Below are 14,265 nucleotides of genomic sequence, written 5' to 3'. Positions count from 1 at the left end.
CGCTATCTCATCAAAGAGACTAAAGGCCTGCAAGGCAGAACGCTTGTAAGGTACCGCCACGTTCGGACTTTTAAGCCCGACTTTTACTGATCGTGCAACCCTGCATCTTGTCCCAAGTGTTGGCATACTACGCAACAAGAATTCGCAAAAGGGGCAAAAGCGGCCTTTGCGCGGCTTCGCGAGCGGAAATGAGCAGGTATCAGAAGTTCAGCCCGGCGCGGATATTAATCTCCGGGTCGTCGCCTTGATCGCGCGCGCCGGACCCGCCCAAAGGAAAGGCGCTCTCAAACTCAAGATCGACAATTCCCAAGCGTGCGCGCAGTCCCGGTCCGGCAGAGAATAAAGAGCCCTCCCCGCCTGACCGCGCGATGTCAGAGACATATCCGCCATCCGCGAATGCATAAAATTGCAGAAAGTCGAGCGGCAGGTCGCCGGTATCGACGGTGTATCGCATCTCAGCGAGTCCATAGATGCCTTCATCACCCAGCACCTCTGCAAAATCATAACCACGCGTTCGATAGGCCCCGCCCAGCCCGATTTCATCGCTTGCGAGCAAGGGACGGTCCGCAATCTGACCGCCAACGGCCAACAAAACGCTTAACCTTTTGGCCAAAGACACCCTTGTGTCCGCATTGAAGCGGACTTTTGTAAAGACCCCGTCTCCATCAAACCGGGATGCCAGAGCATCGCCCAATCGCGTCGCGCCCAGGACACCCAGTCCGCGTTCCAGCCACACCCCTGTTCGCGCGCTACCTCCTGCAAACGAAACTTGCGTGCGCAGGCCAATAGCTGCGGTGACAACGGTGTCAGTGCGCAGCAACGCGCCGAGATCATTCTGTTCGATGGAAATATAGGCAATTTCACCTTCCACCCATGCGCTGGCATCCTTGGTCCGCTTAACCGGCGCGGAAAGCCGGGCGCTTAGCCGCCGCGTATCCCCGCTGATCCCAGACCCGTCCAATGCACCGCCGGGATCGGTGCTGCCCAACCCGCCCGAAACATCCAGCGTTAATCCCTGCGCATCAAGCTGCGTCTGGTACGAGCCTGAAACGAATAGCAATTCGTCCGGTTCGATCGGATTGATCCGAACCAGAGTGCGCACTTCATCGGCCGAAGAAATCACATTGGCAATTCGCGCAGAGCCGCTCGCCCGGATCGGCCCGAACGTATCCGTGCCATAATTGTCGATCCCGATGCGGCCTTCTGCGCCGCGCTCATCAAGGGTGACGACAAGGGTGTTTTGGCCGTCTGACCGGCTGAGCTTTGCCCCGCGCAGGATCACTGACGGAATGTCCGATACCATCAACAGCGCCGATTCCAGATCGCGTTTCGATGCTGCCTTGCCGATCAGACGATCAAGCGTCCGCCGCGCCATCACGTTATCAAAGCCTTGGATCGTGATATCATCGATCCTGCCTTCATCAACTTGAACCTGCACAATACCATAGGCCGCAGCACCGCGATCAATCGTGGTGCGCGCGTATGGAAATCCTTCTTCCTTGGCCAATGCGGCCAATTCATCGGACAGCTGTTCGAGAATTTGATCCGTTAACTGTTCGCCAAAGAAGGCTTCTACGCGCGCCTGATATTTTAACTCGTCTATCGCTTCGTTTCCGGTGACGAGTACGGCGCTAATCGTGGGGCCGGATTCGCCGGGGCTGTCCGGCTCAGGCTCGGCAATTCGCAGAACATCAAGGAACGCGATTTTTGGACTGTTTTCAATGCTTTGAGCATGTGCTGAGGCAGCAGGAGCGCATGCTATCGCCCCCATAAACAGCACCTTTTTCGAAATCATTGCAGGCCTCCGGTTCGGGGAGCCAGATATCGAAACACACCTAAGAATTCCTTACCTCAATCCGCGAATTAACGCCTTCGAAAGGATCGGCTTTCACGCTTTGTAGACAAGCATAGGCCAAAGCAGGGGTGTAGAAATCCTTTTGTTTGTATTGAGATTATTGATGTTCAACCTTGCCAAACGAACGATCGCATTTGCGGCTTTTCTAGCCAGCACGAGCGCGCTCGCATCGACGCCGGACTGGAAAGTGTCCGAGGCAAGCGGAAGTGTCAGCATCGTTCGCGGCGGCCAAGTTTTGACAGCCACCAAGAACAGCGAACTTGAGCCCGGCGATCTCATCCGAACAGGCGCGAAAGGCCGGGCCGTTCTGGTGCGCGGTGAAGAATTCGTAGTCGTCTCTCCCAGAGCTGAATTGCAAGTTGCAGAGCCGCAAGAGGCAGGGCCGGTCATTCAATTCTTCCAATATCTCGGGAATGCGCTTTTCAAGATCGAAAAGAAAACGACCCCGCATTTTGGCGTCAAGACGCCTTATATGGCCGCCGTCGTGAAAGGGACGACATTCAACGTGTCCGTTTCCGCTTCGCGGGCGAGTGTTCAGGTCACCGAAGGCGCGGTAGAAGTGGCAACCAACAACGATCTGGAAGCAGCCTTGCTAACGCCCGGTCTTGTTGGTCTGGTCGGCGCAGACGATCTTGAAAGTCTGATGGTCATCGCTCCGGGCCGCTCCGAAGGTGAGAATATCAGCGCGACTGTACGCGGTGCCCCCAATTTCGTCAGCGCTCCGCCCTCAGCTGCGGCTAGCAATGACATCGCAAGTACACCGGCAGCCAGCGAAAATCGCGGTCAACCGCGTGCAAATGCCATGCGCCAGAACACTGCTGCTGTTACGAATGATACGCCCGCTGCAGGCCAGGCAAACACGAACATTGTGCGCAGCAACCAAAGCGATAACGGCGCAAATGCCATAGGAAGCGATAGCGGTCCTAATGTTGACCTCAATATCGCTGATGACATCGTCGATGATAGCGGCGTTGGACCTGCGGCATCACAGGCCGACCAAGCACGCGGCGATGGCCCCAGCGAGGGTCGCGGCATTGGCGGCGGCGCGGGACAGAACTATGGGGCCGAGCAAGACCTGATCGAGTCCGTTCTGGAAATCGAGGATCGTTCAGGTCGCGGCGATGCATCAAACGAAGACGGAAACGAGCGCGGCCAAGCGGATGAACAGGATCGTGCGCCTGACGGGATCGATGGTAAAGGCGAAAACCGCTCTGATCCATCCGCTTCCGACAATGCCGTTGCGATAGAAATCGGTGCGCCAGAAACCGCTGGTAAAGAGGCAGGCAGCGCAGCCACACCGTCTACGGCAAATGGCGCAGCTTCGAGCACCGATCTAGGCGGTCCTCTAGCAGATGCAGCCGGACAAAAAGGCGGCGATCCTTCGACAACTGGCGCCGCCAACGGTGCGCGTGATCAGGACATCGATCTGGGCCTCGGCGACAATACAGCTGAACCGGTGGATGCTCCCGCTGCGAAAGCGCAAGGACCAGGCGGCGATAAGCCGGACATTGAGCCTCCGACCGCCAAGCCGACTGGTCCGGAATCAGATATCGCGGACGGATCAGTCTGCACGGGCAGCACCTGTGCAGGAAATGGTCAGAGCGGCGGGAATGGCGGTAACGACCGTCCCGAAGCCGGAGCCAATGCAAATGACAATTCCGCAGGTGGCAATGTTGAGGCCGCTGAACTCGGTACCGCCGATGGTGATGTCTCCGATGTAAATGCCGCTGACAGCGCTCAAAGCGACGATATCAATGTAGGTTCGGATCTGGGTCTTGGCTTAGACCGGAATGGCAACGCGGATGGTACGGGCGGTGACGCATCCAATGGCAGCAACACCCGCGATAACGGGTCAGATGACCAAATCGACGAAACTGCGCCCGGTAATAAAAGAACCGATCCGGGGCGCATCGACAGAAGCGGTTTTGAGCTCGGCACGGATGACATCGCATTTGACAATGGTGAAACCGATCTCAGTTTCCAGCGATCCTCCGAACCCCGTATGGGAGCCGGAGAAGACCAATTTCGCAGCGCTGATCAGGACAACCTTCGCCCGTTCTAGGCACACGAACATGATGCCGATGCGCAGCTCGGCCAGCGCGCAAACCAGCCAGTAACACTTTTACTGCATAAGCAACCTTCGACCCGCACACCATTTGCGGAAATCTTGGAGGATGCCGGTTTTGGGCACGCAATCAAAGCATCAGAAAGCCGGCACGCGTATCAGCGGCATCGCTTTTGCGATTGCCGCTGTGATCAGCATGATCATCACCGTTTCAGGCTTTGCAAGCGGGGTCGAAAATGCGATCCGCGATAGCCGGGACCAGCTGCGGATGACGCCTGCTTCCGGGCAGATTGCAATTGTTGAAATCGACGGGCGATCACTTCTCGAATTGGAAAAATGGCCATGGCCAAGGCGGCATTATGCCGACGCCATCAAAGAGCTCGACCGTCTTGGCGCCGAACAAATCGCGTTCGATGTCGATTTTTCGTCCAGCTCCAATCCGCAAGATGATCGTCTGCTTGCTCAGGCCATAAACAATATCGGCCAACCTGTTATTCTGCCGACTTTCCGCCAGTTGAACCAAACAGCTGATGGAGAAATGGTTTCCGAAGCCCTTCCCATCCCGGAATTGCAGGAAAATACCTTTCTGGCTTCGGTCAATGTTTTCCCGAGCGCCGATGGGAAGATCACCTTTTATCCGAACGGGGTGACAACCAATGGAACGGCGCGGCCATCGCTGCCCAACATGCTCGCCAAACAAGGCGGCGAAGTCGGTGTTTCATTCCGCGTTGATCAAGCCATCGACGTTTCGACCATTCCGCGCATATCTTTCGTCGATCTGATCGAAAGACGCGTCGCACGCCGTAATGTGGCGGGTAAACGCTTTGTATTCGGCGCAACCGCCATCGAGCTTGGCGATCGGTATCCGACCGCGCTGTTCGGAGTTCAACCCGGCGTCGTGATCCAGGCTCAAGCAGCCGAGACCCTGCTTCAAGACCGTGTGCGCGGCGAAGTACCCTCCGCGTTAATGCTTCTTGTGTTGATTCCAATTTTAGCGATAGCGCTCTATGCCAACAAGAAATCCTCTCGGTTTCAGTTTAAACCGATCGGAATTACTCTTGCGGTGGGCCTGTCATTGACCGCAGTCGCCATGGCTTTCGATCAGGCATCCTGGATCTATCTTCCCATTGCTGGTCCCATCTTGTTTCTTTCCGGGTTTGTCGGATTAGAGCGCAGCCTGAATGCGGCAGCGGATCTGAAAGCGGAGCGAATGACGGATATCGCGTCCGGCCTCGCCAATCGCGCCGCTATGGATAAAGCTCTCAAGCGTAAATCCGATGCTGTGATCGTAGTCGCTCGCATGGCAGATTTTATTGATGTGATGTCGGTGGTTGAAAAAGACAGACTGGCCGCGCTTGATGGTCAGATTGTTAACAGACTTGGCCTGCTTGCCGGGCATAATACAGTTTACCGATTGGATAGCGGCCTTTTCGGATGGCTAATCGAAGCGCAGGAAAGCACCGATCCGGAAAGCCTGTTCGCTGGAGCTCGCGCCTTGTTCACGGCTCCGATTGAAATCGACAATGAACGCTTTCGCATCAACGCGAATTTTGGGCACACCCAATCCTCAATCGACGGGGCAATTTTTGCATCCGCTGATGCGCGCAAACGCGGACTTGTCTGGTCGTCCAACACCGAAGACGTGCATGAAAAAGCCCAATTCCGTCAACGTATTCTGGGCGAACTCGCAGATGCTTTGCATGATGGCGCAATTTCGGTTGTGTATCAGCCCAAATTACGGATCAAAAGCAACACAATCGATAGCGCAGAATGTCTCGTCCGTTGGTTTAGCACCAAGCTAGGCCATATTTCGCCAGCTGAATTTATTCCGATCCTTGAAGCACGAGGCAGGATCGATGAGTTAACGCGTTTTGTGCTGATGCAGGCGATTGGCGATCTTGAAACCTCGCGTGAGGCCGGTTTTTACCCAAGCGTCGCTGTGAATATCTCCGCTCAACTTTTGAGTGACGATAGTTTCCTAGACTTTGCGACCACTGTCATCGAAACGCTGGATCAAACGTCTGAAGGCGGGATCACGCTAGAGATTACGGAAAGCGCGCCTCTGGTTGACTCGATCAAGGCCCGTCAAGCGGTCGAGCGATTGCAGGCCGCCGGCGCTCGTATATCAATCGACGATTACGGAACGGGGCAGGCAACGCTCAACTATTTGCAGGATTTCCCAGCACAAGAACTAAAGCTCGACCAGAGCTTCATCCGCAGTCTGATCGTGGATCGCAAGGATCGAATTATGGTCCAGTCGACGCTTGAGCTCGCCAAAGCCCTCCAATACGATGTCGTCGCCGAAGGGGTGGAGGATGAGGCAACCTTGAATGCTTTGCGCGAAATGGGATGCGATTATGCGCAAGGCTGGCATATCGGAAAACCGATGCTGTGGGACGAATTTACCAAGCTGGCTTCTGGTCAGCGCAACATAACCGACGCAGCATAACCGGCGCAGAGTAGCCCGGATCAAAAAAGCCTTGGCAGGTTGGCGTATGGCTGCGCAATACTACACTCATAACATCATGAGCCCAATTCGATCCTTGAAGACGATGATATTACGCGCCGAAATTATCCTCGGCCTGATGTTCGCGCGCGTTTTGATCAAGCTTGTCCCATTCCGATGGTGGAAGCGTTTGCTTGGACCAATAGACAGTCAATCACATAGCGATCAGCAACGCCTTTCCGCCAAACAGATAAAGCAAGCGTCAGACATCGGCCGAATGATAAAACGATTGGCGCGCAAACAAAAATTCGAAGCCGTCTGCTTCCCACAGGCAATAACAGGCCGCTGGATATTGAAACGGCGCGGAATTCCATCGAACATTCTCATCGGTTCCCGCAAGGATCCCGGCACAGGCATGGCCTTTCATGCGTGGCTAAAGGTTGGCGATCAGGTCGTGACCGGCCAGCACGAATATTAACAGTTCGCGGTCTTTGGTCGCGGCGACGCAAGCCGTTAAGCGGTCTATTCGGCCAGTCGATCCGCAAGCTGAGAAAGCTGGGTGTTGCAACCGGCAGCGATCAAGGCTTCGGCCAACTGATCGGCGCGGCCATAGTCGCCTTCGATAAATGCAAAGGTGACTTCGGCGCTCGTTCCGCCTTCTGCCAGACTGGAAATCGAATATGTGCCACCGGGCGTTATCGACATCAGCACCGGATCAAGCGGTGTAACGCTGTCTTTGGCATCAAAGGTGATGTCGGCTGATCCGTCATCATTGCTGATTTTGTATGTCGCAATGGCTGTGCTGTCGGGTCGCCAGAACCGGACTGCGCCCAAATCGTTGAGGCAGATTGTTCCGCCCTGCGTCACATCGACATACCAGAGGTTGGGATTGGTTGGCGTGACAGAAGCATCATTGCTGCCACGGACGGCTCCTGTGCGGACCCGGTTGGCTGCACGTTTGCGTGTGAGTGCAGAAAAACGTGCGCGCGTCGCTTTGGGACGTTCACCGACTTTAAAAGAGCCCGCGCCTTTCATCACCTTGGTTCCGCGTGAAGTCAGCACTGTGATGCTGTCGCCCGCTTTCAGGGTGATGGTGGCGGTATCGGCAACTTTCGCGCCGACTGGATACTTCGCGGAAGAAGGCCCCGTTGATTTCACCACTACGCCTGCCATGGCGGCTGCGGGAGCAGCAAATATTGCAGCGGCCAAAGCCAGTCCTGCAATCCGTGTCTTCACTTTAGCCGAGAACATACGTTCCCCCCTCATCCAAATTGTCCAAGCGATTGATAAGATTCAATAGCGCCAAATCCTGCGGGTGGCCAGTGAGCACCTCCACTGCCAATTGCACAGCCATAGCAGGATCGGTTGCTGCAAGATTGGAAGATTTCGCCAATTTTTCCCTGTCTTCGGACGGGAACCCAGGCACGGGCTCAAATATATCAACCGGTCTGGCTCTTCCGCGCAGGCGCACACTGCCCATGGCCCGCCACCAATCCAGCCCGGACCGCTCGGCAAATTCGCGGCTTGCCATGACAGACGATTGCAGCGCCTTGTTGGCGGCCTCCAGCCGGGCGGCGGTGTTCATACTGTCGCCCAGCGCAGTATATTGAATTCGGGTTTCTCCGCCGAAATTACCGATCACCGCTTCGCCAAAATGCAAACCGACACGTGTCTTGCCGATTTTCGGAAGGCTTTCGTCCATCGCGGCGACTTCTTGGCGAAAGGCCTCTCCTGCCTGCCAAATCGCATAGCCGGCCTTTGCAGCGCGCTCTCCATCATTGTCTCGCGCAATTGGCGCGCCCCAGAACGCCACAACTGCATCGCCGACAAATTTATCAATGACACCGCCATGGTCGAGCACGACCTGGCTGAGCATTTCAAGATAACGGTTGAGCAGTTTTGCAACCATCTCAGGTTCTATCGCATGGCTCATCTTGGTAAAGCCTTCCAGATCGGAGAACATCACGTAGATCTCTCGTTTTTCTCCGCCCAGCGATAACAGCTCGGGTTTGTCGATAATCTGTTGGGCAATGTCTTTTGGAATATATTTCCCGAGGGCGCCTGTGGCGAAATTTCGCTGCTTGCGGCCTACGGATCGCGCGGCTGCCGTTACCGCGGTAAAGGCGATAATCCAGCCGACCAGCCACCCGACCGCGGGAAGCCCGTATGTATCGACACCGCGAACATGCAGCAGAACCGGAATGCCAACGAAAAGCGCGGCCATTAACAACAACAGCGGGACAAGACGGCGTGCAGGCCATTCAAGCAAGGCGGTGAGAACCGCGCTTAACACCACAATACACGCCATGATCCAAAGCACAGCCGGAGATATCTGCGGCATCACCCGCCCATCCAGCATTTGAGAGATCATTTCCGCATGGACCGCGATCCCCGCAGGGACATTGCCTGTTACCGATGTGAACGATGTCTCGACCCGGTCATAATCGACAATATCCCCGCCGATCAGGATATATTTGCCCTCAATCGCTTCGGCGAAGAACGGGATAACTTCAGGATCCAGGTCGACGAATGCTGCGATGTCGAGCGACTGGAAGAGTGGCTGAGAAGTATTCTCGTCACTTTTGGTCAATTCATCAGCGGATTGCTCTTCAAAAAGGCTGCGGCGATATTCGATTGATCCCTCGTACCCTTTGAACAGATCAACTGGCCCGCCAGCATCTTCGAGCATAGCCCGGCCCAACAGCGGCGGAAGATCCGCCTCGATGCTGGGCCAAACTCTGGTCGCGCCGAATGTATTGTCCAATCGGATGCTGGCCGGTTTTGCATCGCTGCCGTCCAGCGCTGCGATAAACTCTTCAAGATAAAGCTGCTGCTCATACGTAATGTCGGCCTCGTTCGTCGCGACGGACGCATAACCGACCGCTACCGGCGTATTCATACCGCGAAGCGTCTCGATCAATTCGGGGTCTTCATCCTGCGGTTGATCAAAGAGAATATCGATCCCGATTGCTTTCGGGTTCATTTGGTCCAGATTGCGCAACGCCTCGGCCAGCAGATCGCGCGGCAAAGGTGAGCGTTTGCGAGCATCGATAAGCGTCTGATCGGTAAAAACGACCAGAACCACACGGTCATCCTGCTCTACAATATCCGCCGCGAAATAACTGCGCAGATCGTACAGAGCCCGCTCGGCTTCGCTAGTCAGAGGGGTCGGCAACTCGCCATCGGGCAAGGTCCAGCTGAACCGGGCAATAAACAAAGCAAACGCGACCAGAACGATTGTCGCCAAGATCTGAATCGTGCCGGCTTCGCGTACGTTACGCCATCCACGGTGCAACACGCGCACGCCCCACGGAGCCTGCTTGGCTGTTTCAGACATAAATGCAGATACCCCCCAGATATCTAAGTCGCCAAGCCAATCGCAAAGCCACTGCGCTCCTGTCTTAACGAACGGAGCGTGCCAGAGACGATACGAGAATTCGTCTTGAACTCAAGTGACCAGCAATAATGAGCCTGCATCGCCTGGCTCGAACGCTCAAGCTTGAGGTCTAAACTGCGCATCACAGCGACCATCTGGCTGGCTAATGCCGCCGTATTCCAACGCCATTTCGTGACAAGGTAACGATTGGATCGACGGTAAAAACCGGCATCATGGTTAATTTTGCGGTCACACTTTTGAGCCCGAAAGTGCCCCCCGATTGCCCCCTCCTGCGGCCAATTTTTCGGCCAGTTTGCGCGGAAAACCCCTCTCGAAAACCCGCCTGATTAGCAGCCAAACGAACATTATCAGCATATATTACAGTCACTTGAGACCGATTAGCCTTTCCTTTTCCTGCTATGGCTTGGGCTATGCCCCGGACATGATCAAATCTGTTCTTGCGCCCTCCGATCGTTTGTCTGCGGCCTGCGTCCGCCACATGTAAAATAGCGTCACAAGTCGGCGACTTGAAGTTTTCGTTAACCAATTTGCGCAAGAAGTGAGCTCGTACTTTTACAGAGGCGTCCTCGAAACCGACCAAACGGTCAGTCCGCAGCGCCACTGTATCAGGAAAAATTGAAACCCAGTCGGGCACCGGAAATGCGAATTTTTTCGCAGAACGCAAAAAGTCAAAAGGCGTTTTGCAAACCAGTGCTCCAGGATTTCTGAAAAACCGCAGAAAACTGCGGATCAACGGGTTTGGCACGGTCCTTGGATATCAAGGATCAAGCAGGACGAACGGAGACTGAAATGCAACGCATGTCCCACATTTCGTGGAACAGTATTGGAAGGGTAGGCAAGACTGCAGCAATGGCTGCGGCTCTTGGCGCTACTTCTGTTTGCTTTGCCGATGAGGCCGCCGCCCAAACCACAACCTTCACGACCCAGTCGGTGCCAGACACATGGACCGCAGTGTACGCCGATGCCGACGGCCGCACCATCACGGTTACAATGCAACCGCGAGATGGCTCATGTGCGGCAATTAATGCTCTCGGTACCATTGGATCCTACGCCACTTCGAGCGTCGCGGCTTGTGATAGAGCAATCAGAATTACATACGTGACATCAGGTTTTCTGGTGCAGGAAATCCGTATTAACGACATTGATGACATGGACGGCACCGGCCCTCGTGACGGTGTGGCCATGACTGTCCCGGGCACATGGTCTTCAAGCACGATTGAAGTGCACTCGTTCGCTGCACCGCCGCTGTTCGCGAACCAGGCCGCAAGGCTTACCGCCGCTGGCGGCGTCGGCACCTTTATTGCCAATGCTGCCGGGGACAACCCTGTTAACGAAGCGGCCACATTCACAATGGCAGCTCCGACAAACACTTTTACCATGCTGCATGATGATGTTCAGGATGGTCGCGATGCGCTGTTCAATTTCGATCTGAACGGAATGACCATAACAACCGCCGAGGGTAACATTCTTACCGTCGATGATAGCGGATCGATCGCATCCACTACCGGCGGCACTAATGTTCTCAACGTCTATGACGGCGATACACTGAACGGCGTAGCCGCTGCACCTATCAACACCGATGTAAGCCTCGTCAGCGGAACCACGCTGCAGCAAGGCATCACTTTCGATGCCGCCACAGGCGAAGTATCCGTCGCGGCAGGTACTCCTGTCGGTGAGTACTCTTTCGATTACGAGATTTGCGAAGTCGGTTTTGCCGCGAACTGCGAAACAGGCACCGCAACGGTAACCGTAACCGGGAACGTCGATCTCGACATCACGAAAACGAATACGCCGGGCGTGAACGGCGAAATCGATCAGGCGACCGACACAGTGCTCGCAGGATCGAACACCACCTACACGGTTATCGTGACCAACAACGGGCCCAACCCCGTCAATGGCGCAGTCGTGTCTGACACTCCCGGATCAGGGATCACGTGCGACGGAGCAACTCCAATCACACTAACCGGAAGCGGCGTTCCTGCCGGATCCTACACTTTTGCTGACATTTCGGGTGTGGGGATTTCGCTCGAAACTCTTTCAACCGGTCAATCAACCACACTTTCTTATTCTTGCCAGGTGAACTAAAATGATGAACTTAAACAACATTTCTGCCGACAAGTTCGCGGTTACGAAAGCACCGACCCTGCCAATGGCTCGTATGCTGACCAGCGCACTTCCTTTTGTGGCTTTGGCCGTCCCGGGGACTGTTTACGCACAGAGTGCGGAAAACACCGCGACAATCACAGCTCCTGCCGGTGCAATCGAAACCAACACCGCTAACAACTCAGCGACAGATAGCGATACTGTTTTTGCCGCTCTTGTTGCCAACAATGACAGCGCAACAGGCCAATTTGGCGGAGGCGCAACCGGTGTTGTGAACATCCTCGGAAACGACACGATTAACGGCGGAACCCCGGTTTCGACGGATGTCGATATCTCGGTCGCTTCCGGCTCTTCACTGCCTTCGCAGCTTACATTTGACACTGCCACCGGCGATGTCGGCGTGACCGCGAACACCCCGGCCGGTGTATACACATTTGATTACACGATTTGCGAAGCAGGCACTTCGAATTGTACCGACGCAACCGTAACGGTGACTGTCGAAGCACCCGTTATTGCAGCGGACAATGACAGCGTGTCTGCTGTAAATGGTCTGACAGGCGGCGCCGATCTTCTTGATGTGCTCGACGGTGATACAATCGGCGGTGCAGGCGCGACAACCACCAATGTCGACCTGACTGTCCTGACGCCTGCAACTGCAATCAACGGCGGTCCGGTTCCGACACTGGATGTTACCGATGGTTTGATCAGCGTCCCTGCTGGGACACCGGCTGGCGATTACACGATCGCATACCAAATCTGCGACGCCATAAACCCGGGCGTTTGCGATGACGCGGTCGCAACCGTAAACGTCATCGCAGCGACCATTGTGGCCGATGATGACAGCATTACCGGCGTCGATGGCACGGCAGGTGGCACCAATATCCTGAACGCGCTCGAAGGCGATACGCTTGGCGGGAATCAGGCTCCGCTTAGCGATGTCACCTTGTCTGTTCTTACACCAGCGGCCCCGATCAACGGCGGTCCGGTTCCAGCGCTCGATCCTAGCACCGGCTTTGTATCGGTTCCGGCGGGCACGCCTGCTGGCACATACACAATCACATACGAGGTCTGCGAAGATCTGAACGCGGGCAATTGTGACGAGGCAACCATCAGCGTGACTGTTGCCGCCCCAACAATTGTGGCGGATGCCGATAGCGTAACCGGCATTAGCAGCGTGACTGGCGGCAATGATGTTCTCGACGTAATCGACGGCGATACTTTGGATGGAAATCCGATTACCGCTGCCGACGTCAATATCAGCGTCCTGACCGGAGCAACTCCGATCAATGGCGGCCCTGTGCCAACACTCAACACCACCACCGGTCTTGTATCGGTCGATCCGAACACACCGGCCGGTGTCTACGAGATTTCGTATCAGATTTGTGACCCGATCAACCCGACCGTGTGTGACAACGCGCTGGCTTCGGTCACAGTCGAGGCTCCGGCAATCTTTGCCGACGATGACAGCCTTACTGGCGTTGACGGCGCAGCGGGTGCAGCGGATGCACTCGATGTGCTCGACGGTGACACATTCAACGGTGCACCGTTCAATGCCGGCGACGTCACACTTTCCGTCACAACCGGCGCAACGCCGATCAATGGCGGTCCGGTGCCAACGCTCAACACCGCAACCGGTCTCGTATCGATCCCGGCAGGTACGCCTGCAGGCACATATACGATCACCTATCAGATCTGTGATCCGATCAACCCGGCGAACTGTGATACCGGCGTGGCGACTGTCGAAGTCATTGCAGCGGTCATCACTGCAGATGCTGACAGCGTTTCGGGCCTGAACGGGGTCACCGGCGGCGCCGATGTGCTCGACGTGCTTGATGGCGATACAATCGGCGGCGCACCTGCCACACCGGGTAATGTCGATCTTACTGTGTTGACACCGGCAACCCCGATCAACGGCGGTCCGGTTCCAACTCTTGATCCATCAACAGGTCTGATCACATTGCCAGCCAGCACCCCTGCCGGCACATATGAGATCGAATACCAGATCTGTGACCCGCTCAATCCAACCAATTGCGCAACCGAGACTGCGACAGTTGTTGTTGCACCGTCGGTTGATCTTTCGATCACCAAATCGAACGGTGTCGACAATGTGACGTCGGGGCAATCGATCACCTACACACTGGTGGTCAGTAACGCTGGTCCAGATGCTGCGGTTGGTCCGGTTCTCCGCGATGTTCCAGGTGCAGGTCTGTCTTGCCCAGTTGGCAACCCGGTCACCTTCACCGGCGATGGCGCACCAAGCGGGTCCTTCACGATTGGCGACCTTACCGGTCCTGGCATCACGCTGGGTACGCTGATCTCGGGCGGCTCTGCCACCATCACCTACACCTGCTCGGTCGATTGATTCAAAGAAAGTGAACGGGCGGATTGCCAATGTATAC

General features: G+C 55.6%; 9 protein-coding genes. 5 read left to right on the top strand and 4 right to left on the bottom strand.

What is annotated here, in order from left to right; translation table 11 throughout:
* Positions 1 to 199 precede the first annotated feature (199 nt).
* Positions 200 to 1,795, bottom strand: coding sequence for a ShlB/FhaC/HecB family hemolysin secretion/activation protein (locus FGU71_RS08850; RefSeq protein WP_142788226.1), 1,596 nt, complete (start codon positions 1,793 to 1,795; stop codon positions 200 to 202).
* A gap of 163 nt (positions 1,796 to 1,958) precedes the next feature.
* Here FGU71_RS08850 and FGU71_RS08845 point away from each other — a divergent pair, with 163 nt between their 5' ends.
* The 3 genes from FGU71_RS08845 to FGU71_RS08835 all read left to right on the top strand — a co-directional run bounded on the left by FGU71_RS08845 (position 1,959) and on the right by FGU71_RS08835 (position 6,844).
* Positions 1,959 to 3,917 (top strand): FecR domain-containing protein, encoded by a 1,959-nt coding sequence (locus FGU71_RS08845; protein WP_142788225.1) that lies wholly within the window; start codon positions 1,959 to 1,961, stop codon positions 3,915 to 3,917.
* Positions 3,918 to 4,038: 121 nt separating this feature from the next.
* Positions 4,039 to 6,369, top strand: a complete 2,331-nt coding sequence (locus FGU71_RS08840; protein WP_185960250.1) for an EAL domain-containing protein — start codon at positions 4,039 to 4,041, stop codon at positions 6,367 to 6,369.
* A 76-nt stretch (positions 6,370 to 6,445) separates the two neighbouring features.
* On the top strand, positions 6,446 to 6,844 hold the full coding sequence (locus tag FGU71_RS08835; RefSeq protein ID WP_185960249.1) for a lasso peptide biosynthesis B2 protein: 399 nt from the start codon (positions 6,446 to 6,448) through the stop codon (positions 6,842 to 6,844).
* A gap of 44 nt (positions 6,845 to 6,888) precedes the next feature.
* Here FGU71_RS08835 and FGU71_RS08830 read toward each other — a convergent pair whose 3' ends face one another.
* From FGU71_RS08830 to FGU71_RS08820, 3 genes are all read right to left on the bottom strand, one after another.
* Positions 6,889 to 7,617 carry a hypothetical protein gene (locus tag FGU71_RS08830; protein WP_142788222.1) on the bottom strand — a complete coding sequence of 243 codons (729 nt, stop codon included), beginning with the start codon at positions 7,615 to 7,617 and terminating at the stop codon, positions 6,889 to 6,891.
* Positions 7,604 to 9,703, bottom strand: a complete 2,100-nt coding sequence (locus FGU71_RS08825) for an adenylate/guanylate cyclase domain-containing protein (RefSeq protein WP_142788221.1) — start codon at positions 9,701 to 9,703, stop codon at positions 7,604 to 7,606. The genes FGU71_RS08830 and FGU71_RS08825 overlap by 14 nt, the downstream gene beginning before the upstream one ends.
* A 202-nt stretch (positions 9,704 to 9,905) precedes the next feature.
* Positions 9,906 to 10,496, bottom strand: coding sequence for a hypothetical protein (locus FGU71_RS08820; protein ID WP_142788220.1), 591 nt, complete (start codon positions 10,494 to 10,496; stop codon positions 9,906 to 9,908).
* A 116-nt stretch (positions 10,497 to 10,612) separates the two neighbouring features.
* Between FGU71_RS08820 and FGU71_RS08815 the strand changes: the two genes are divergently transcribed.
* Complete coding sequence (locus FGU71_RS08815; protein ID WP_185960248.1) at positions 10,613 to 11,848, top strand: DUF11 domain-containing protein; 1,236 nt, start codon at positions 10,613 to 10,615, stop codon at positions 11,846 to 11,848.
* 1 nt (position 11,849) lies between these two features.
* Positions 11,850 to 14,228 carry a beta strand repeat-containing protein gene (locus FGU71_RS08810; protein WP_142788218.1) on the top strand — a complete coding sequence of 793 codons (2,379 nt, stop codon included), beginning with the start codon at positions 11,850 to 11,852 and terminating at the stop codon, positions 14,226 to 14,228.
* The last annotated feature ends 37 nt before the right edge of the window (positions 14,229 to 14,265 follow it).

The organism is Erythrobacter insulae (assembly GCF_007004095.1).
GTDB lineage: Bacteria > Pseudomonadota > Alphaproteobacteria > Sphingomonadales > Sphingomonadaceae > Erythrobacter > Erythrobacter insulae.
The sequence above is the reverse complement of the archived record's forward strand: the minus strand, read 5'-3'. Positions and strand labels throughout refer to the sequence as shown.

What these genes read in the sequence shown, in the direction of transcription:
- FGU71_RS08850 (WP_142788226.1), bottom strand. Translation starts at nt 1,795, where the DNA reads ATGATTTCGAAAAAGGTGCTGTTTATGGGGGCGATAGCATGCGCTCCT.
- FGU71_RS08845 (WP_142788225.1), top strand. Translation starts at nt 1,959, where the DNA reads ATGTTCAACCTTGCCAAACGAACGATCGCATTTGCGGCTTTTCTAGCC.
- FGU71_RS08835 (WP_185960249.1), top strand. Translation starts at nt 6,446, where the DNA reads ATGAGCCCAATTCGATCCTTGAAGACGATGATATTACGCGCCGAAATT.
- FGU71_RS08830 (WP_142788222.1), bottom strand. Translation starts at nt 7,617, where the DNA reads ATGTTCTCGGCTAAAGTGAAGACACGGATTGCAGGACTGGCTTTGGCC.
- FGU71_RS08825 (WP_142788221.1), bottom strand. Translation starts at nt 9,703, where the DNA reads ATGTCTGAAACAGCCAAGCAGGCTCCGTGGGGCGTGCGCGTGTTGCAC.
- FGU71_RS08815 (WP_185960248.1), top strand. Translation starts at nt 10,613, where the DNA reads ATGGCTGCGGCTCTTGGCGCTACTTCTGTTTGCTTTGCCGATGAGGCC.
- FGU71_RS08810 (WP_142788218.1), top strand. Translation starts at nt 11,850, where the DNA reads ATGATGAACTTAAACAACATTTCTGCCGACAAGTTCGCGGTTACGAAA.